Source organism: Curtobacterium sp. VKM Ac-2889, assembly GCF_015350855.1.
In the GTDB taxonomy this organism is placed as follows: domain Bacteria; phylum Actinomycetota; class Actinomycetes; order Actinomycetales; family Microbacteriaceae; genus Curtobacterium; species Curtobacterium poinsettiae.
This window is the reverse complement of record NZ_JADKSC010000001.1, coordinates 695,605-712,766: the sequence shown is the minus strand read 5'-3', so window position 1 is coordinate 712,766 and position 17,162 is coordinate 695,605. Positions and strand designations below refer to the sequence as shown.

22 protein-coding genes and 1 pseudogene are annotated in these 17,162 nt (G+C 69.9%); 7 read left to right on the top strand and 16 right to left on the bottom strand.

All coding sequences use genetic code 11. The annotated features are described in order from the left end of the window. Positions 1-78 precede the first annotated feature (78 nt). The 4 genes from ITJ50_RS03585 to ITJ50_RS03570 all read right to left on the bottom strand — a co-directional run bounded on the left by ITJ50_RS03585 (position 79) and on the right by ITJ50_RS03570 (position 3,711). Positions 79-723, bottom strand: a complete 645-nt coding sequence (locus tag ITJ50_RS03585) for a response regulator transcription factor (protein ID WP_071248572.1) — start codon at positions 721-723, stop codon at positions 79-81. Then, the gene (locus ITJ50_RS03580) at positions 720-2,063 is read right to left on the bottom strand and encodes a sensor histidine kinase (RefSeq protein WP_071248575.1); all 1,344 of its coding nucleotides are present in this window, start codon (positions 2,061-2,063) and stop codon (positions 720-722) included. Before ITJ50_RS03580 ends, ITJ50_RS03585 begins: the two co-directional genes overlap by 4 nt. A gap of 129 nt (positions 2,064-2,192) precedes the next feature. Further along, positions 2,193-2,891 carry a DUF6766 family protein gene (locus ITJ50_RS03575; protein ID WP_323749880.1) on the bottom strand — a complete coding sequence of 233 codons (699 nt, stop codon included), beginning with the start codon at positions 2,889-2,891 and terminating at the stop codon, positions 2,193-2,195. 97 nt (positions 2,892-2,988) lie between these two features. Continuing rightward, the gene (locus ITJ50_RS03570) at positions 2,989-3,711 is read right to left on the bottom strand and encodes an SDR family NAD(P)-dependent oxidoreductase (protein WP_194589931.1); all 723 of its coding nucleotides are present in this window, start codon (positions 3,709-3,711) and stop codon (positions 2,989-2,991) included. Between the two features lie 138 nt (positions 3,712-3,849). Here ITJ50_RS03570 and ITJ50_RS03565 point away from each other — a divergent pair, with 138 nt between their 5' ends. Beyond that, on the top strand, positions 3,850-5,238 hold the full coding sequence (locus ITJ50_RS03565) for a hypothetical protein (protein WP_194589930.1): 1,389 nt from the start codon (positions 3,850-3,852) through the stop codon (positions 5,236-5,238). A gap of 29 nt (positions 5,239-5,267) precedes the next feature. On the opposite strand, the gene ITJ50_RS03560 is transcribed toward ITJ50_RS03565, so the two are convergent. Then, entirely contained in the window at positions 5,268-5,624 is a 357-nt protein-coding gene (locus tag ITJ50_RS03560) for a hypothetical protein (protein ID WP_194589929.1), read from the bottom strand. A gap of 86 nt (positions 5,625-5,710) precedes the next feature. Here ITJ50_RS03560 and ITJ50_RS03555 point away from each other — a divergent pair, with 86 nt between their 5' ends. Beyond that, the gene (locus ITJ50_RS03555) at positions 5,711-6,046 is read left to right on the top strand and encodes a DUF4190 domain-containing protein (protein WP_017887855.1); all 336 of its coding nucleotides are present in this window, start codon (positions 5,711-5,713) and stop codon (positions 6,044-6,046) included. An 83-nt stretch (positions 6,047-6,129) separates the two neighbouring features. On the opposite strand, the gene ITJ50_RS03550 is transcribed toward ITJ50_RS03555, so the two are convergent. From ITJ50_RS03550 to ITJ50_RS03535, 4 genes are all read right to left on the bottom strand, one after another. Continuing rightward, complete coding sequence (locus tag ITJ50_RS03550; RefSeq protein ID WP_017887854.1) at positions 6,130-6,699, bottom strand: manganese efflux pump MntP family protein; 570 nt, start codon at positions 6,697-6,699, stop codon at positions 6,130-6,132. Between the two features lie 230 nt (positions 6,700-6,929). Then, on the bottom strand, positions 6,930-7,787 hold the full coding sequence (locus ITJ50_RS03545) for a LamG domain-containing protein (protein WP_194589928.1): 858 nt from the start codon (positions 7,785-7,787) through the stop codon (positions 6,930-6,932). Next, positions 7,784-8,668: a S26 family signal peptidase gene (locus tag ITJ50_RS03540; protein WP_194589927.1), complete on the bottom strand. Its 885-nt coding sequence runs from the start codon at positions 8,666-8,668 to the stop codon at positions 7,784-7,786. The genes ITJ50_RS03545 and ITJ50_RS03540 overlap by 4 nt, the downstream gene beginning before the upstream one ends. 114 nt (positions 8,669-8,782) lie before the next feature. Next, positions 8,783-9,436 (bottom strand): hypothetical protein, encoded by a 654-nt coding sequence (locus ITJ50_RS03535; RefSeq protein ID WP_017887851.1) that lies wholly within the window; start codon positions 9,434-9,436, stop codon positions 8,783-8,785. 174 nt (positions 9,437-9,610) lie between these two features. Between ITJ50_RS03535 and ITJ50_RS03530 the strand changes: the two genes are divergently transcribed. Further along, a complete protein-coding gene (locus tag ITJ50_RS03530) occupies positions 9,611-10,057 on the top strand; it encodes a MarR family winged helix-turn-helix transcriptional regulator (protein WP_269429906.1) in 447 nt (148 codons plus the stop codon). Between the two features lie 21 nt (positions 10,058-10,078). Here ITJ50_RS03530 and ITJ50_RS17750 read toward each other — a convergent pair whose 3' ends face one another. The 5 genes and pseudogenes from ITJ50_RS17750 to ITJ50_RS03510 form a co-directional block, all read right to left on the bottom strand. Beyond that, positions 10,079-10,399, bottom strand: coding sequence for a hypothetical protein (locus ITJ50_RS17750; RefSeq protein ID WP_323749889.1), 321 nt, complete (start codon positions 10,397-10,399; stop codon positions 10,079-10,081). A gap of 97 nt (positions 10,400-10,496) precedes the next feature. Beyond that, positions 10,497-11,048: pseudogene (locus tag ITJ50_RS17745) on the bottom strand (NAD-dependent epimerase/dehydratase family protein); the annotation flags it as partial. Next, positions 11,048-11,608: an MOSC domain-containing protein gene (locus ITJ50_RS03520; RefSeq protein WP_140448613.1), complete on the bottom strand. Its 561-nt coding sequence runs from the start codon at positions 11,606-11,608 to the stop codon at positions 11,048-11,050. The pseudogene ITJ50_RS17745 and the gene ITJ50_RS03520, both read right to left, overlap by 1 nt. Before the next feature lie 48 nt (positions 11,609-11,656). Next, on the bottom strand, positions 11,657-12,076 hold the full coding sequence (locus ITJ50_RS03515) for a MauE/DoxX family redox-associated membrane protein (protein ID WP_017887847.1): 420 nt from the start codon (positions 12,074-12,076) through the stop codon (positions 11,657-11,659). A 54-nt stretch (positions 12,077-12,130) separates the two neighbouring features. Continuing rightward, positions 12,131-12,595 carry a hypothetical protein gene (locus ITJ50_RS03510; RefSeq protein ID WP_194589926.1) on the bottom strand — a complete coding sequence of 155 codons (465 nt, stop codon included), beginning with the start codon at positions 12,593-12,595 and terminating at the stop codon, positions 12,131-12,133. Between the two features lie 283 nt (positions 12,596-12,878). Here ITJ50_RS03510 and ITJ50_RS03505 point away from each other — a divergent pair, with 283 nt between their 5' ends. The 3 genes from ITJ50_RS03505 (at position 12,879) to ITJ50_RS17605 (ending at position 14,777) form a co-directional block, all read left to right on the top strand. Beyond that, entirely contained in the window at positions 12,879-13,313 is a 435-nt protein-coding gene (locus tag ITJ50_RS03505) for a hypothetical protein (RefSeq protein WP_194589925.1), read from the top strand. Between the two features lie 186 nt (positions 13,314-13,499). Further along, complete coding sequence (locus ITJ50_RS03500; protein ID WP_056072299.1) at positions 13,500-13,967, top strand: hypothetical protein; 468 nt, start codon at positions 13,500-13,502, stop codon at positions 13,965-13,967. A 687-nt stretch (positions 13,968-14,654) separates the two neighbouring features. Then, the gene (locus tag ITJ50_RS17605) at positions 14,655-14,777 is read left to right on the top strand and encodes a hypothetical protein (protein WP_262160891.1); all 123 of its coding nucleotides are present in this window, start codon (positions 14,655-14,657) and stop codon (positions 14,775-14,777) included. 315 nt (positions 14,778-15,092) lie between these two features. On the opposite strand, the gene ITJ50_RS03495 is transcribed toward ITJ50_RS17605, so the two are convergent. After that, on the bottom strand, positions 15,093-15,425 hold the full coding sequence (locus tag ITJ50_RS03495) for a hypothetical protein (protein WP_056072307.1): 333 nt from the start codon (positions 15,423-15,425) through the stop codon (positions 15,093-15,095). 132 nt (positions 15,426-15,557) lie between these two features. On the opposite strand from ITJ50_RS03495, the gene ITJ50_RS03490 reads away from it, so the two are divergent. Continuing rightward, a complete protein-coding gene (locus ITJ50_RS03490) occupies positions 15,558-15,938 on the top strand; it encodes a hypothetical protein (RefSeq protein WP_194589924.1) in 381 nt (126 codons plus the stop codon). A gap of 303 nt (positions 15,939-16,241) precedes the next feature. Here the strand turns inward: ITJ50_RS03490 and ITJ50_RS03485 are convergent, their stop codons facing one another. Further along, a complete protein-coding gene (locus ITJ50_RS03485; protein ID WP_194589923.1) occupies positions 16,242-16,937 on the bottom strand; it encodes an HAD family hydrolase in 696 nt (231 codons plus the stop codon). Positions 16,938-17,162 lie beyond the last annotated feature (225 nt).

Genomic DNA, 17,162 nt, shown 5'->3' with positions numbered 1-17,162 from the left:
GGTTGGGACCGGACGGGAGGCCCGTGGCGGGCCGGCCACGGGCCTCCCGTCCGGTCCGTCGGCCCGTCCAGGCCCCGCTCAGTCCGCCAGGAACCGCAGGACCGCCAGCACCCGCCGGTTCTCGTTCGGCGTCGCCTCGAGCCCGAGCTTGGTGAAGACCGCGGTGACGTGCTTCTCGACGGTCCCGCCGGACAGGAACAGCGTGTCCGCGATCGCGGCGTTCGACCGACCCTCGGCCATCAGGCGCAGCACGTCGGTCTCGCGGGCGGTGAGCGAGTCGAGCGGACCGCTCGTGGCACGCGGCGCCTGGACCAGTGCGGCAGCCACCTCGGGGTCGAGCACGACGTTGCCCGCGGCGACCTGGTGCAGTGAGTCGATGAAGGTGCCGACCTCGGCGACCTGGTCCTTCAGCAGGTACCCGACCCCGACGGTGGCGACGTCGAGCAGCGCCCGAGCCCACTGCGCCTCGGCGTACTGCGAGAACAGGAGCACCCCGACGTCGGGCCGGACGTCCTTCACCCGCATGGCCGCACGGACGCCCTCGTCGGTGTGCGTCGGCGGCATCCGGATGTCCATCACGACGACGTCGACCGCGCCGTGCGCGACGGCGGCCACCGCGGCGTCGCCGTCCGACACCGGCACGACCTCGTGCCCGCGACCGCGCAGCAGGGACGTCAGCCCCTCGCGCACGATCGTGTTGTCGTCGGCGACGACGATCCTCACCGTTCGGCTCCGCTCGGCATGCGCATCCGGATGCGGGTCGGGCCGCCGGCGGGGCTGTCCACCTGCAGGTCCCCGTCCACGGCGCGCAGCCGTTCGAGCACCCCGGCCAGGCCGGTGCCGTGACCGTCGGGGGTGCCGAGCGCGACGTGTGCCCCGCCGTGGCCGTCGTCCTCGACCTCGACGAGCAGGTCGGTGCCGAGCATGCCGACCCGGACGGCGGTGGCCGAGGCTCCGGCGTGCTTCGACACGTTCGTCAGCAGCTCGAGCACCCCGAAGTACGCGATCCCCTCGACGACGCGGGACGGCCGGACGGGCAGGTCCACCGACAGCGCGACGGGGAACGGGGTCCGGGAGCACGCCGAGGTCAGCGCGGCCTCGAGCCCCTCGTCGAGGACGGGCGGGTGGATGCCGCGGGCCAGGGCGCGGAGCTCGACCAGCGCCTCTTTCGTCGACGCGTGCGCCCGGTCGACCAGCGCGGTGACCGCGTCCGGGTCGGCGCCGGTCTGCAGGCGGTCACGGGCGTCGCCGAGGGTCATCGCCAGGCCGACGAGCCGGGCCTGGGTGCCGTCGTGCAGCTCCCGCTCGATGCGGCGCAGGGTGGTGTCGGCGTCGAGCACGGCGGCGTCGCGCGAGGCCGTGACCTGGCGGAGCCGCAGGTCGCGGGCGGTGGCACCGAGCAGGGCGCGGATGACCACACGCTGCAGTGCCGCGAGCCCGTGGTTCACCGCGGGCCAGAGGAACAGCACGATGAGCAGGCCGAGCACCGCGAACGCGACCTGCAGCGGCGGGGTGTCGACGTACACGCCGAGGAACTGCGCACCGCTGTGGAGCTCGCCGTCCGCGCCCCGCTGCGCCGGCAGGAAGTGCCCCCACGCCGCGTGGGTCATCGCGCCCAGACCGCTCACGAGCACAGCGGTCGAGACGGCGAACGTGGTGGTGGTCAGCACGAACCCCGCGAGCAGGTACGCGAACGCCCGCCAGGTGGGGCCGTCCGACAGCCGGGCGAACGCGGTGCCGAGCGGCGTCGAACCTGCACGGGGCGGTGCCGGGGCGACGACGACCTGCCCGAGCAGCGCGGCGGACATCCGGCGGGTGACCGCGGCGAACCAGTGCGACCCACCGAGCAGGAACGCGGCGACGACCAGGCCGACCCAGGTCAGCGACACCGGGATGCCGACGGCCAGCACCACGACGAACCAGGCCAGCGCGGCGATCGCGATCGGCAGGTGCGCGGCGTGGAACGCGAAGGCCCGCCAGGTGCTGCCGTCGGCGACGGCTCGGAACGGTCGGAACCGGGGGACGGTGGTGGGTGCGCCCGGGGTGGCGACGGCGGTGTACATGCGGACCTCTTCGTGTCGGTGACGAGCTTATTGCCCGACACCAGCCTCGCCGCGGGGGTCCGCCCGCACACCGGTGCTGCCCCCCGTGGTCGGTGGGGAAACCCCGCGATCGTCGTCAGCCGGGTCCGCTCAGGCGCCGGTCTGCTCCGTCGGCGCGGCCACGGGCTTCGACTGGCTCGACCCTCGTTGCCGCAGGGACACGGTGGCGATCACCATCACGGAGATGACCAGGAACTCCGACTGCCAGTTCTGCATCGACTCGAACCAGAACTGGCTCGTGCCCAGGTAGCCCCACGCCGAGACCACGCTGTCACCGTGTTCGAGCTGCTCCTCGTTGTAGTCCGCAGCGCCTCCGACCACGTGCCCGACGACACTGCCGAGGAACAGCACCGCGAACAGGATCAGCAGGGAGTTCTCGTACAGCACGAGCACGAGCACGATCCCGCCCCGGCGTACCGGCCACGGCGCCTTCGGGTCGTCGGCGTGCTCCCGGGGGTCATCGTCCTGCGGGCTCTGTTCGTCCAGGGGCTCGGACTCGCTCGACCCCTTCTGGAACAGGAACACCGTGAACACGATGTACGCGCCCATCTGCAGGAACTCGCTCTCCCAGTTCTCGAACGTGGCCTCGGCGAAGTCGCCGCTGGTCAGGAATCCCCAGAGCGACACGGCCGCCTCGCCGTGCTGCAGCGCGTCCGCCACGGACACCCGCCACCCGGAGAACACCATGCCGACGAAGCACACGACGAAGACGGCGACGTTCGCGAGGAGCAGGCCGTGCCGTCGCACGCGCCGCCACCCACTCGATCCGTTGTGCAGGCCGAGGGTCACCGGGTCCTCCGTTCGTCGCGTCGACGCCATCCTCGTCCGGGCGCGACGAACGCCTTCGCAGGAGCACCCGACCGGTCGCGGCGGTTCCGTCAGCGACTCAGAGCGTGATGCCGGTGGCCTCGGCGAGCGTGTCGAGCAGTTCGGTGCGGAACCGCTGGTCGGCCACCTCCGGGTGCGGTTCCTGCCGCTCCCCGTGGAACCAGTAACCACCCGTCACGGTTTGGTGCGGGTCGGTCGCGAGCGTCTCCTGCGTGCGGTGTCCGAGCTCGAAGTCGTCCGGAGCGCCGGCCCCGCCCATCTTGGTCGCCACCCACCCCGGGTCGACGGCGTTGCTCAGCACGCCCGGGCGTCGGAGCGGCACCTCGGCGGCGAGTGCCGTCACGAACAGCTTCGTGTCGGAGTACGAGTTCGTCTCCGACGCGCCGGTCCAGTCGACGGTGTCCAGGCGCGGGCGGCCGCCCCGGTGCATCCCGCTGCTCAGGTACACGTGCCGCTCCGGCGAGCGCAGCAACGCGGTGAACAGGTAGGGCGCCACGACGTTGACGGGCACCAGGGAACGGCCCGAGATCACGCCGGCGTTGTGCACGACGGCGTCGAGCGGAGTGCCGGCGTCGAGCTGGCGAGCGGTGGCGATCACGGCGTCGCGGTCCGCCAGGTCGGCGACGACGAGTTCGGCGCCGCGCTCCACCAGGTCGGCGACCGCCTCGGCGCGGGCCGTGTTGCGCGCGTGGACGACGACGTCGTGCCCGCTGCGGAGCAGCGCGTCGGCGGTTCCCCGCCCGAGGCCGTCGGTGGATCCGGTGACGAGGATGCGTGCCATCCGCCCATCATGCGCCCGGCCGCTGCGGCGGGTCCGGCAGGTGGACCGGCAACGGTCGGACGGGAGGCACGGTGCGGGCCCGCCACGGGCCTCCCGGCTGTTCACGGGCCGGCCACAGGGCCGCGGTACGGTCGCTGCATGAGCAGCTTCCTCGAGCCGATCGACGCCGTCGGCGTCGGTGACGCGACGATCGTGCCGGACGCCACGCGACCGGTCGCGGCGGTCGTCACGGGCGACGACGTGCGGTGGGTGACGTGGCCGGACGCCCCGTTGCCGGACGGTGCGGTCGACGAGGTCGGGGTCCTCGCGACCGACGGGGGCGCCTGGGTGGTCTACCTGTCGCGCGAGGACGCTGAAGGCGACCTCGACACCGAGTCGCGGACGGCCGTGCACGTCACGCCGACCGGGGTGACGTGCACCGTCGACCTCGGTGATCGACGCGTGCTCGGGGCGGACGTCGACGGCCTGTGGATCGGCGACCCGCGCGACGCGTCGATGTGGGCAGGCGAGGACGAGGACGAGGATCCCGAGGACGACGCGTCCGCGGATGACCTCGACGAGGACTCGGCCGACCCGTTCGACGGCGTCGACCCGGAGACCCTGCCGTGGGCGCCGTCGGAGCCGTTCTGGCCGTCCCCGGAGGAGTGGGCAGCGACGCTCGCTGCCGGCGAGGAGCCGGAGGACGACGACCCCGAGCTGCTGGACGACGACGAGGACGACGACGGCCCCCGTTCCTGGAGTGTCAGCGTCGGCGGCTTCGTCCCGACACCGGAACCACAGGCCGAACCGGGTCCACCCCTGCCGACCCCGCCGACCGAGCTCGTGCTCGTCCGGACCGACGGCAGCCGGACGACGATCACCGTCGACCACTTGGCTGAGGAGGTACGCCGCGCCGGCACGGTGCTCACCGTCCGGTACATGCCCACCGGACCCCGGCGCACGCCCGATCCGACGGGCGGGTTGACCTACCACTACGACGCTCGGGAGGTCGACCTCGACGTCGCTGCCGGACTGCCCAGCGTCATCACCACCGATGACCTGCCGTCCCGCCCCGCGAGCGACGAGGACGAGACGTCGTGGGAGGACGAACAGGAGCGTCTGGAAGCAGCCCTCGCTCCGTGGACGGAGCGGTTCGATCTGACCGACGTCGAGGGCGCGCACTGGCCGCTGCACGACCTGGACGCTGCCGCACGGGAGCGCGCGGTCGCGGACCTCGTGGCCGTGTTCGAAGCCCTCGACCAGCCCGGCATCCTGTGGACCCGCGACCACCCCGAGCCCCGCCGGTCGGCGAGCGACTACCGGGCGGTCGAGGTCACCATCGAGGGGGAGTGGCCGGCGACCGAGCTCGTGGTGTCGTTCGAGCACCGCGCCGTGCCGTACCTGCGGCTCCGCCGGCGCTACCGGGTGTTCGACGACGCCGGGCACGTGGAGGACTGGACGTACGTCACGGTGCACCTGGAGGAGGAGATCGCCACCGGGCACATCGCCGACCGGTCGGACGCGGTGGACGGGGTGCTCGACATCTGACGGGTGTCGTGCTGCCGGTCAGTGCACCGTCAGAGCTCGGCGACGGCCCGCAGCTCGAGTGCCACGGCGTTCAGGTCCGCGATCAACCCGTCCGCCCGGTCGGCGTACTCCGGAGCAGGCGCCCCCGCATCACGCCCCTCGCTGCTCGGCCACGGTGCCCACACCGGGGCGGCGACCGTCAGCAGGTCGTCACGGGACCATCCGTGCTCGAGCAGCTCCCGCGCGTGGTCCACGCGAGCCCGCACCCGCGCGGCGGACGGATCGCCGTGACCGGTGAGGAACGCGACGAGGCGGTCGCCCCGGGCGACGTACCGCCGGAGCTGGTCACGTCGATCACGCTCGTCGTACCGGCCGCCGTGCAGCACGTGTCGGCGGAGCCATCCCATGTTCCGATGATCCCACCCCCCGATCAGCCCGCTGGTCCTGTACGTTTCCTGTGTCGACAATCCCTGACCAGAGAGGACGCGGCGCCATGAGTGACGGCACGCCCCAGTTCAACCAGCAGAACCCGAACCCCTACGCAGGCGGCGGACCACAGCCGTACGGTGCGCCCATGCAGCCGTCGTCCGACCGCTTCAACGTCATGGCGATCGTCGGGTTCGTCCTGGCCTTCGTGGTGAACATCGCCGGCCTGGTCGTGTCGATCATCGCCCTCTCGCAGATCAAGAAGACCGGGGAGCGCGGCCGCGGCCTGGCCCTCGCTGGCGTCATCATCAGCGCCCTGTCGGTCGTGTTCGGCATCCTGTGGATCATCCTCGTGATCACAGCCGTCGCGAACGCCCCGGCGGGCAGCACCACCGGCTACTGACGCGCACCAGCACCAGACCGGAGGCCCGTGGCAGCTCGCCACGGGCCTCCGGTGTGTCCGGGGTCGGTTCCGGAGACGCGGCCTCAGCCGATGACGCCGGTGTGCTCCAGCACGATGTTCAGGCCGATCAGGATCAGCACGACACCACCCGCGATCTCCGCCGGCTTGCCGAAGCGGGCGCCGACACGGCGACCGACCAGGACCCCGACGAACGACAGCACCGCGGTGGTGATCCCGATGAGCAGCACCGCGCCGCCGATCGACACGGGCAGGAACGCCAGGGTGACCCCGACCGCCAGGGCGTCGATGCTGGTCGCGACCGCGAGCACGAGGAGCTCCCGGACCGGCAGCCGATCGGTGTCCTGCTCGGTGTCCTCGTGCTTCGAGAACGCCTCCCACAGCATCTTCCCGCCGATCAGCGCGAGCAGCCCGAACGCGACCCAGTGGTCGAAGGCCGCGATGTACTGCGCGAACGCGGACCCGAGCAGCCAGCCGATCAGGGGCATCACCGCCTGGAACACCCCGAACGTCAGCGCGATCACGATCGCGTGCCGCACGTCGAAGCGCTTCATGTGCAGGCCCTTGCCGAGGGCGACGGCGAAGGCGTCTGCGGAGACGCCGAGCGCGATGAGGAAGAGGGCCCAGAACGACATGGGAACGGCGCCTTTCGAGAGGGTCGGACGGAGACGCCGACGTCTCAGGACCTGACGATCCTGGCACGGTCCGGGGCACGAAAAGGCCTGATCAGCGGGATTCGTCGCGCCGAATCTGGGGGTTGGTGGGCCCGGTCCGCCAACCCGGCCCACGTCGTCGACGTGACCAGTGGACGGACTGGAGGCCCGTGGCGGCGCCGCGATGCGCCTCCAGGCCGGCAGTCAGTGCGTCAGGAACCTGCGGCCGCGTGCGCGGCGATCTGGCTGGCCGTCAGTTCGGTGCTGTAGACGGCGGCGTACCGCATGGACCCGGTGAAGTACGGGTTGCTCGTCGAACCCGGCCACCCGCTGACGACGTCGTAGCCGATGCGGAAGTACCCGGTGAAGTTCTCGGCGGTCGTGAAGGCCGCGTTCGACGCGACGAGTTTGCCGTCGACGGACAGGCGCATGCCGTTGGTCGGCGACATCGTCGTCACCACGTGGTGCCAGCTGCCGTCGGTGTACGACCTCGGCGACGTGAGCACCTGCGTGGCGCTGCCGGTGTAGGTACCGAAGGCGAGCTGCCCCGTGGTGGTCAGGTAGAGCTTCCGGTCGTGCTGGCTCGACGCGCCGGTCTGGCTGCTCCCGAAGCCGATGAGCATGCCGCCCGCGACGGTGGTGCGGAACCAGACCTCCTCGCTGAAGGTCGTCGGGTTCGCGACCGAGCGGGGGGTCGAGACGTAGCTGGTGGAACCGTTCAGCGCGTAGGCGCTGCCGCTGTCACGTGGGCAGGCGTTCGGACTCGGCGTGGTCGCGGTCATGGTGCCCTGGTAGGTGCCGTTGGAGCCGCGACCCGACCAGTCGGTCGCGGTCCTCGACCCCGAGGCCTCGGTCAGGCGGTAGGCGAACAGCGCGTTCGCGGTGTCGGCGCCGACCGCACCCGTGCACGTGAAGTACGGCGCGGTCGCCGCGGTGTTCGTGCTGTTCGTCACACGTGCGCTGAAGGCCGAGCGGGTCGGCGCGAACTGGTTGAGCAGGACGACGACGGCCAGGGCGACCACGAGCAGGACGGCGACGACGCGGCCGTCGCGCAGGCGACCGAGGATCACGAGGGACGCACCGCCTCGACACGGCCGACCGCCAGGCAGGCCACGAGCGGCACCAGGCACACGGCGATCAGGGCGACCCAACCCAGGGGGTCGAGGTCGATGTTCGACATGAGCTGGTAGTTCCCGTGCTCCGTGAGCTCGTGGATGACGACGCGACCGACCTCGCCGTCGACCAGGTGGACGCTGTTGCCGCCGTGGGCGTCGATGCGGACCGGGAAGATCCCGGACGAGACCACGGTCGCCTCGACCCCGTTCGGGCTCGACGTGTTCGTGATCGTCGTCACGTTGACGAACGGCTTGAACAGGAAGGCCGCGTACGCGGCCGTGAGGGCGCCACCGGTGATCCGCAGGCAGGAACGGGTCACCCGGTCGGTGAATGCGCTGGTCAGGGTCAGGATGATCAGCGTGCCGATGAGCAGGACCGAGGCGGCCCGGAACAGCCACCCGAGGTGCGGGACCAGGAGCGCCGGGGTGCCGATGACGTCAGCCTGGGTGAGCGTCCACGGGTCGATCGCGCCGTTGACGTCACCACGGGTGTGGAGCCCACCGTCCGCGTCGATCGACACGATGCGGTGCGTGTAGACGACGTCCGGGTTGGCGGAGGTCTCGAACGAGACGATCTCGCCGACCCGCAGGGTGGAGGCGTCCACCGGCAGGTCGAGCACGAGGGTGCCGACCGGGGCAGCCTCGCCCATCGAGGGGGTCTCGACGACGAACCAGCGGCCGCCGGCGGAGAGGAACAGGACGGCGGCGGTGAGCAGGAGTGCAGCGATCGCGGCGACCGACCACGCCAGGACGGTCTCGGAGCGGGTGACCGGACGGCCGCGCAGGACCGAGCGGTCGAGCATGCCGCTGAGCGGCATCGCTGCGGTCTGGCTCATGGGTGCTGCTCCGAGGGTTCAGGGAATGGCGACGCTCGACCGGAGGGGGGTCGGCCGAGCGTCGCCGGTCTGGGGGAGTGGTGATGCGGACCGGACAGGCCGGATCAGGCCGGATCAGGCCGTGAACGTCCAGGTCATCGGGACCGAGGCGGCGAGGCCCTGGTAGGTGTTGCCGGCCGAGGAGTCCAGGGTCACCGCGAAGTTGAACGGGACACTCGCACCGGCGGCCGGGGCCTGCGGCATCGTGATGGCCGACGCGGCCGCACCCTTGAAGCTGGCGAGGGTGCCGCTGAACACGGTGGTCGAGCCAGAGGTGACGACGAGGTTCATCTTGGCGCACAGGTCGGTCGCGGTGCCGTTGGCCGAACCGTTCGCCGACTGGGTGCACGTGGCGCCCGGGTTCAGCGTGAAGGTGCTGGCGTTCGCGGTGCCGGTGTTCTTGATCGAGATCGCGGTGTTGACCGTGTTGCCCGGGGTCATCGTCGTGCTGCCGCCGAACTTGTTGATCGTCGAGCAGGTCGCCGAGTTCGTCGAGACCGAGCCGCCGTCGGTGCTGAGGCAGGTGACGGTCGCGCCGGCGTTCTGCTCCTGCATGATCAGCGTGCCGCTGGCGGCGGTGTTGCTGCTGTTCGTGATGCTCGCGGCGAACCCTGACAGGGTGCCGGTGAGCGAGAGGGAGAGCAGGACGGCGGCGAAGATGCCTGCGAGGAGGGCCACGGGGGCGAAGCGGATCCGCTTCAGTGCGGAGGTGCGGAGCTTGGTGGACACGGGGTACCTCTTCGTTCGGTGATGCTCAGTGGTCGGGGGGAGCAAGACATTCGGGCTGTTTTGCTTCAATGGTTAAGATAGTCAGTGATTGAGCATGTGTGCGACTCGTATACTCACCCCAGTGCGGGGGACGGCCCTTGTCCCCCCCATCACCCGACCCGGAGGAAGACCGTCGTGACAGCAGCACGAAGCGGTGACAGCGCAGCCGAGCTCATGACCGCGTTCACCGCTGTGGTGCGCGCGAACGCGAGCCTGGTGAGTCAGCTGAGCGCTCGCGCGGGCGTGCACGAGAACGCGCTCCGGGCCATGGTGCTCATCAGCGACACCGGGTACTCCACGCCGACCGAGGTCGCCGGGTACCTGGGGCTGACCTCCGGTGCGGTGACGAACATGATCGACCGGATGAGCGCCGCCGGGCTCCTCGAGCGCGCACCGAACCCGGCCGATCGCCGAGGCTCACTGCTGCGGCTGCTGCCCCCGGGCCATGTCGTCGTGTCGGACTACCAGGAGCGGTACGCGGCGATGCTCCGGGCCGTCGACGGGGCGCACAACGGGGACCTGCACGAGGTGCTCAACGACTTGGCGACGAGTCTGTACGAGCAGGCTGCCGCTGCGTCCTGAGCGCTCGTGGTGACCGCGCGTCTACCTGGTGAGGACCGCCCGTTCGTCGGTCGAGGTGAGGCCGGCACGGCGTTCCCGATCCGTCCCGCGGGCACGCTCGTCGTCGAACACCCGCACGACGGTGTCCCGGAGGGGTCTGGTCACCCCGCCGGCGTCGGTGAACGCCACTGCGGAGCGCTGCGCGAACCCCGCGTCCGACACCGGGATCCACAGGGGGAGTGATCGGGGGCCCGCCCAGTAGGCCACGTCGTGTGCAAGCAGGACGTCGTCGTCGACCGCGACGAGTTCGTCGTCGAACCCGGTGACCTCCGCCACGCACCGCAGGAAGTCGTGCAGCGGCACCGGGTGCCCCGACAGCGTTGACCGTGCCGACGAACCCGTCGCGCCCGGCCCGGACGAGCCAGGAGGCGAGGTCCGCGACGTCGATCACCTGCACGAAGCGCTCCGCCGACGTCGGCACCAGCACGGGCCCGCCGCGATCGAGGCGTGCCGGCCAGTAGCCGAACCGGTCGCTGGGGTCACCCGGGCCGACGATCAACCCCGGGCGTGCGATGAGCAGCCGCGACCCGAGCCGGAGCCGCGTGGTGCGCTCGGCGAGGACCTTCGCGTCGGCGTAGGCGGACGGGTCCTTCGGCTCCACCAGCCGGGCGGACTCATCGGCGCCCGGTTCGTCGTTCTCCGCGTAGACGGAGACCGTGGACACCAGCGTCCAGTGGGCGGCCCGGTCGGCGAGGGCGTCGAGCGCCGGGGCGACGAGCTCGGGGGCGTGAGCGAGTTCGATGACCTCGTCCCAGGTGCCGGTGGCCGGTTCGTAGGCGCCGGGCAGGGACCGATCCGCCTGGACGAAGCGTGCACCCTCAGGAATGCTGCCGGTGGTGCCCCGGGCGAGGCACGTGACGTCGGCACCCTCGATCAACAGCTCGTCGACGATCGTCCGTCCGAGCCAGCCGGTTCCACCGAGCACCAGGACGCGTCGCGTGGGCTGCGGCATCAGACCGGCTCGAGTGCTCGTCGCTCGCCGGTGGGCAGCTCCACCCGGATGCGATCGCCCGGTCGGACCGTGCCACCGGTGAGCACGACGCTCATCACACCACCCTTGCGCTCGACGGTGCCGTCCTCGGCTCGTCCGAGCACCGCGCGGAGCAGCCCCGGTTCGAAGCCGTTGATCTGCTGGCAGGGGTTCCGCAGGCCGGTGACCCGGACGGAGGCGTCGTCGCCGAGGTGCAGCACCGTGCCCTCCGGCAGCCCGAGCAGGTCGATGCCGCTCGTCGTGACGTTCTCGCCCATCTGGCCCGGCTTGACGCTGAACCCGGCCTCGGCGACCTCGTCGAACAGCTCGGCGTGGAGCAGGTGGACCTGTCGCAGGTTCGGCTGCGACGGGTCACGCGCGACCCGGGAGCGGTGCTGCACGGTCGTGCCGGCGTGAGCATCCCCCTCGATGCCCCACCCGGCGACCAGGGCCACCGCGTCGACCAACGGTTTGCTGAACCGGTGCTCGCCGTCCTTGCTGACCGCGACCACGCGCGGCTGGTCCTCGTCGTCCCCGCTCATGGGGCCGATTCTGCACCCATCGTCCGCGCGGCGCGAGTGCGGCGTTGTTCAGCGGCGCTTGCGCAGGGCGTTCGTGGACCAGAGCGAGATCGCGATGAGCACGGGCTGGAACAGCAGGCGGACGAAGCGCTTGGTGTCGGTGTCCAGACCGAAGCCGTCGCGGTGGTGCATCCACTGCGCGATGTTGCCCGGGAAGACCGCCAGGAAGAACACCGCGACGACCCACCCCACGGTCACCTGTCGCCGCGCCAGGAGCATCAGCGCAGCGCCGAGCGAGATCTCCACCACGCCGGACGCGATCACCGTGACGTCCGTCGGCAGCGGCACGAACTTCGGCACCTGCGCCTGGAACTCCTCGCGCGCCACGGTCAGGTGACTGATGCCAGCCCACGTGAGCATCGCCCCGAAGAGGATGCGGACGATGGTCCGGGGGAGCGTTGAGCGGACTGCGGGGGTGCGGGTTGCCATCGGAGTGGTGCCTTTCACGATCGGGGTGGGGTTCGGTGGAGTGGGAGGACGAGGTCAGCGGCTGCGGAGGACTCGGCGTCGGCGTGCGGCCTCGAACGTGATCGCGGCAGCGGCGGCACCGAGCGTGAGGATCCGGGCGATCGGACGGCCGCGGGTCGAGGTGAGGAGTCGAAGCCCACCGGCGAACGTGAGTGCCGCGGCAGCACCGGTCGTGGTCGTCACCGACTGGTCTTCGAGGTCGATTGCGAGCCGGGTCCCGCCCAGGGCGGTCGCCGCGATGGCGGAGCCGGTGCCGACCAGGTCGCGCCCGGGCGCACGGCGGACCGCTGCGGCAGCGACTCCGAGCCCGGACAGGACCTGCAGCGCCGGGATGCCGAGTGCGTGCGGGACGCCCGGCTCGAAGCCCCGGCGCTGCATCTGCTGGGCTCGGGCGCGCAGCGGGGTGCGGCGAACCGTGGCGATGCCGTGCCCGGCGAGCAGGACGCCGGTGACGAGATCGAGCGAGCTGGTCAGTTTCACGATGTGCTCCATTAGGTTGTGCACAACCTAACACGTCGAGGTGTCCAGCGGGCCAGAGGCGAGAGCCCTACCGTCGGCGACGACGCCGCAGGACGATCACGACGAAGACCACGAGCACCGCGACGACCACAGCCGATGCGAGCCACGCCGCCGACAGCAGGTCGGTGGATGCGCTCATCGTGTCGTTGCATTCCGGAACTGACTCGACACACGACGCTGTTGCTTCGACGAGACCCATGAGCGCAGTGAACCCGAGAAGCCGGGCGAGGACAAGACTGAGGTGGTGATCCCTCAGTTCCTGACCGCACCCGCGATCCTCGCAGCGGCTGCAGTCGCGCTCATCGGTTGCGCCCAGCACGATCGGGACGACGACTTCCTGACGCTCTCTGCGGGGGAAGCCACCTTGTCGCCCTGCACCACCGCAGCGCCGGTCTCGGTCGAGCAGCTGGACACGACGCGCCTGCCGACTTGTGACCCGCTGGGTCAGGTGCTGGTCTTCCCCGACGGTGAGCAGCTGCAGCTTCCGGAGCAGCAAGGTGGCGGCGGCGCATCCTCGGGCTCGAGTTCCGACACCCGGTACTCGTGGCAGAGCGTCGGCAACTGGGGTCTCGTCGCAGCGCGCTCCTCCGCCGACTGCTCGGAGATCGACGAGTGGGGCAACCCCGAAGCACTCCGGCGCGTGCACGAAGCCTTCGGGACCGATTGGGCGTGCCGCTGATCCGGAGCGGCATCCGATGCGGCCAGTCACCCGCGCTGACATCGGCTGGTCGGTGACCTCGACCGAACAGGGCCGCGGTCTCATGGGGGAGCCGTCCCCATCGCCACGCGCTCAACGTCGATCGGCAGCAGCTCCTCCGGCCTCGTCCACCCGGAACACGTCGCGACAGTCGCCTACCCTCGGTACATGGTGAGCGACGTCGCCGGCGGGCCCGGTTGGATCATCCGAGGTGCCGACCTCCGCCCCGCGATCACGGACCTGGACACCTTCAGGGCCGGGATCGCTGAAGACCCCCTTACGAAGCCGATCGAGCTCCTCTGGACCGGGGACACCGACGCTGCTCTCCGAGCCCTCGGCCTGCTCGAGCAGACTCCGAGAGTCCGGGCACTCGCGGCTGATTGCCGCCGCGACCGCGGCGAAACCGCTGTCGCTGTGCAGGAGTACGACCTCCTCGTCGCGGAATGTCTGGGAACGGCTCGGGAAGCGGTGATGCGGCAACACCGAGGAAAAGCGCTCCTCGCCAATGGAGAAGCAGAACGTGCAGTCGAGGACTTCGAGCGCGCCGTCGAACTCCGACGAACTGCAGACCCGGTGCTCCGGGCTTCAGCCGAGCAGGGACTGGCGGTGGCGCGCGCTCGCATGAACACCGGGTGAGCCTGCAGCACGCGTGAACAGCGAAGCCTTCGGCACTGGGGCACCGGTCCACACATGCAGGGACCCGTGTTGACCCGCTTCGCCTGACTTCAGTGCGAGAGCGCTCAGCATTCTTGTAGGCGCTGCTGGGTCTCATCATCGATCTGAATCGCTACTGCCCAGTTCGCCTGATCTACTCCGGACTCGACCGCGACGGTTCACACCCCAGATCAGCGCGCTGACGCCCGCACGACAGCTTCCGACACAACGATCCACTTGCGGTCGATGCACCGGAGTCCGCACGAGATCTGCCCCCTCCGTCAACCACACAGACAGCGTGCGATGCCCGCCTTCCCCGCCTTCGACATGCGGCGACCATCGCCGACGTGGCGGCGGTGTGGTGAGCGTTGACCACAGCGATGGGACATGCAGGGTTTCGGCGTTCTGATGGGGAAGACATGCCACCTGTTCGGCGGCCGAGGATGATTCGGACCGGCGTCGCTCGTCATGGGCGGCTCCGCCGCCGAGGAGTGGAGGGGTTCATCCTGCGTACGACCGCGGCAGTGGCGGCAGTGGCGTTGATGGGCACGGGGTCTGTGACTGCGATCGCCACGTGGCAGACGCTTCAGGGTGCGCGTCTCTCAGTGTCACTCGCGGCCCGGCACGACGGGCAAGAAGGAGCCGACGCTGACCGCTCAATTCGGCGAAGTGAACATGTTGTTGGTCCAGCCGAACCAAGCGTCCGGGCCGAACTACGCCGCCGCCCGGGCGGCGTACCTGCAGTCGATCCCCGACGGGTGGATCAGTCTCGGCATCACCGTCGACGCTTGACGCCGGCGAGAGACAAGACGGCATGACAATTCAGCCCGCGATCCTCAGCGACGGTGTCATGCGCGGACAGCCCACCACGAAATAAGCACCCCCGGGCAATGAAGCCCGGGGGTGCTTTTCACGCGGCGTCAATCTCTACGTACGGGCCCCTTGCGCGACAGCCTGTAGGCCAACGCCACCCCGAGGATGAGCACGGCATAAACGGCAATCGACCACCCAGAATGGACGAACGAAAAACAGAGGACCGCGAGCAGGAACGCGACCCCGACTGCAACCCAGAACGGAATTGCTCTACGTGTCATGATGCAGATTGTATCAGAGGAACGAACCCAGGCACCCCGCGGCTCCGGCCGCGACGTACTTCCGGGCGATGCTGAGAGCAAGTCCCTCTCCGACGCCCTCTCCCACGAAAAGCCCCCCTACGGCGATGCCCGCCGCGGCGAGGCACTTCAGCTCGCTCTTCGTGATGTGCTTCCCCTGCATGGCGAGGAACTTGCAGGATTGGACGTCCTTGCTGTAATGACATTTGGCGTATGCCAGGTCAGACGCGCTATTCTGCGCGTTTGCCGCCGAAGGCACGGCGACGGCCCCTCCCAGCGCGATAAACACGGACGCGATCGCCACCGCTGCTTTCGCTTTGAGCTTCATGATTATTCCCCAATCAATCACTGAAATCACACCGTCGGCTTAGCCGAGTGTGGTCTGTGCAGTTTTGCGCCGCCACATGGCAATCCACGTCATCCCGGAGTATGACTCCCGCTGCGAATACGTTCAGCACCCTTGTTGCTGCGCACGGGTGCGCCGGTCAGTCGTCGACCCTCGCGCATACCCGAGAAGCGCCAAAATCGTGAACTTGACCCGCACCCACACCGCCGTGCAGAGCTCGACACCCGCTCCGTCACGGTCACGGTCACGGTCACGGTCACGGTCACGGTCACGGTCACGGTCACGGTCAGAGCATCGATGATGACCGCGGCCGCCGACACCGCAGGTGTCGGAGCGCGCTGCGAGGATGGATCGATGGCCACCGTCCGCGGCACAATCCGCTCCACAAACACCATCACCGCCGACGGCCACGCAGACGAACAGAGCACCGCGCGGGCCCGCGCCGTCGACGGCTGGAGCTCACCGGGTATGACGTCGTGTAGACGAACACGCTGAGCTCGGTCACGGGCAAGCTCGTGAAGAGCAGCTACGCGAAGTCGCACCCGAACACGACGCAGACCTCGTACAAGAAGAGCAGGTACCAAGTGCCGCACAGCGGTGGCTCGCTAGCGGGGGACCTAGTGCTGTGTCGGGCCGCTGGATGGCCGGCAACTACTGCTCTCGCGACTTGTCGGACACGAGTCCCGCTTGGAGGCCGCTGGCCCGCGAACACTACCTCACCCTGACCTGCCCGATGGCGGGATCCACCTCGATCGAACCGAAAGTCTGCGTCGAACACCAGTCTCAATAGCGGATCGACTACCGGGCACTCTTGAGTGCAGTCGCACTCGACTGCCCCTGATCACGACGTAGCCTGCACCCCGGTCGGCCGGCAACCAGCGCGTCGGTGAGGTCCGCCAAGGTGTCGACTCGGAGGTCCGCGAGACGTGCTTCCGGCCATTCCGCGTGAAGGTGACCCCACGGCCCTCGCCGGATGAACGCGGTCCGCATGCCGGCAGCGCGTGCTGGTAGGACGTCGTTATCGAGGCGGTCACCGACGTAGAGGATCGACCCGGGCTCGAGGCCTGCCTCCGCGACGACGCGAGCGAAGAACTCGGGTGAGGGCTTCTCCACACCCCACGCCGCGGAGGACGCCAAGAAGTGCGGTGAGAAGCCGGCCGCGCGCAGCTGTGCCTCCACTTCCGCCGGCTGGTTCCCTGCAATGCCGACGACGAGGCCGCGTTCGGTGGCCGCACGAAGGCACGGCAGCGCGTCGGGATAGAGATCTGCTTCCTCGATCAGCGCGCGACCGGCGGGCCTCTCGACGCCCAGTAGCGCCCATACTCGACGGTGGTCTTCACCGCGCGCGATCAACGCACCGAGCACTCCCATCAACGTGAACGGTGTGACTCCCGCCGCTTCCGCTTGTGCGGACCAAGCACGCGACTCGTCGACGAGCGTCTCGCCGACGTCGAAAACGACGGCGAGGACTCCTGCGGGTAGTTCTATCGACACGACGCGATCCTCCCACCCGAACAACCTCGCTCAGCGATCCACCAGGTGAGCAACGGCGCCCGATAGCCGATCGTTCACCGCTAGGAGCGCCGGAAACGAATGTCTAGCTGATGAACCCAGTCGCCGACGCGACGATCACACCAACGCTGGCGAACACCGCCACCAGGCCCCCGACGATCGCGGCGAGCTGCTGGTCCTTGTTCATCCCCATGCTCCCCAGACTAA

What these genes read in the sequence shown, in the direction of transcription:
- ITJ50_RS03580 (WP_071248575.1), bottom strand. Translation starts at nt 2,063, where the DNA reads ATGTACACCGCCGTCGCCACCCCGGGCGCACCCACCACCGTCCCCCGG.
- ITJ50_RS03570 (WP_194589931.1), bottom strand. Translation starts at nt 3,711, where the DNA reads ATGGCACGCATCCTCGTCACCGGATCCACCGACGGCCTCGGGCGGGGA.
- ITJ50_RS03565 (WP_194589930.1), top strand. Translation starts at nt 3,850, where the DNA reads ATGAGCAGCTTCCTCGAGCCGATCGACGCCGTCGGCGTCGGTGACGCG.
- ITJ50_RS03560 (WP_194589929.1), bottom strand. Translation starts at nt 5,624, where the DNA reads ATGGGATGGCTCCGCCGACACGTGCTGCACGGCGGCCGGTACGACGAG.
- ITJ50_RS03555 (WP_017887855.1), top strand. Translation starts at nt 5,711, where the DNA reads ATGAGTGACGGCACGCCCCAGTTCAACCAGCAGAACCCGAACCCCTAC.
- ITJ50_RS03550 (WP_017887854.1), bottom strand. Translation starts at nt 6,699, where the DNA reads ATGTCGTTCTGGGCCCTCTTCCTCATCGCGCTCGGCGTCTCCGCAGAC.
- ITJ50_RS03540 (WP_194589927.1), bottom strand. Translation starts at nt 8,668, where the DNA reads ATGAGCCAGACCGCAGCGATGCCGCTCAGCGGCATGCTCGACCGCTCG.
- ITJ50_RS03520 (WP_140448613.1), bottom strand. Translation starts at nt 11,608, where the DNA reads ATGAGCGGGGACGACGAGGACCAGCCGCGCGTGGTCGCGGTCAGCAAG.
- ITJ50_RS03515 (WP_017887847.1), bottom strand. Translation starts at nt 12,076, where the DNA reads ATGGCAACCCGCACCCCCGCAGTCCGCTCAACGCTCCCCCGGACCATC.
- ITJ50_RS03500 (WP_056072299.1), top strand. Translation starts at nt 13,500, where the DNA reads ATGGTGAGCGACGTCGCCGGCGGGCCCGGTTGGATCATCCGAGGTGCC.
- ITJ50_RS03495 (WP_056072307.1), bottom strand. Translation starts at nt 15,425, where the DNA reads ATGAAGCTCAAAGCGAAAGCAGCGGTGGCGATCGCGTCCGTGTTTATC.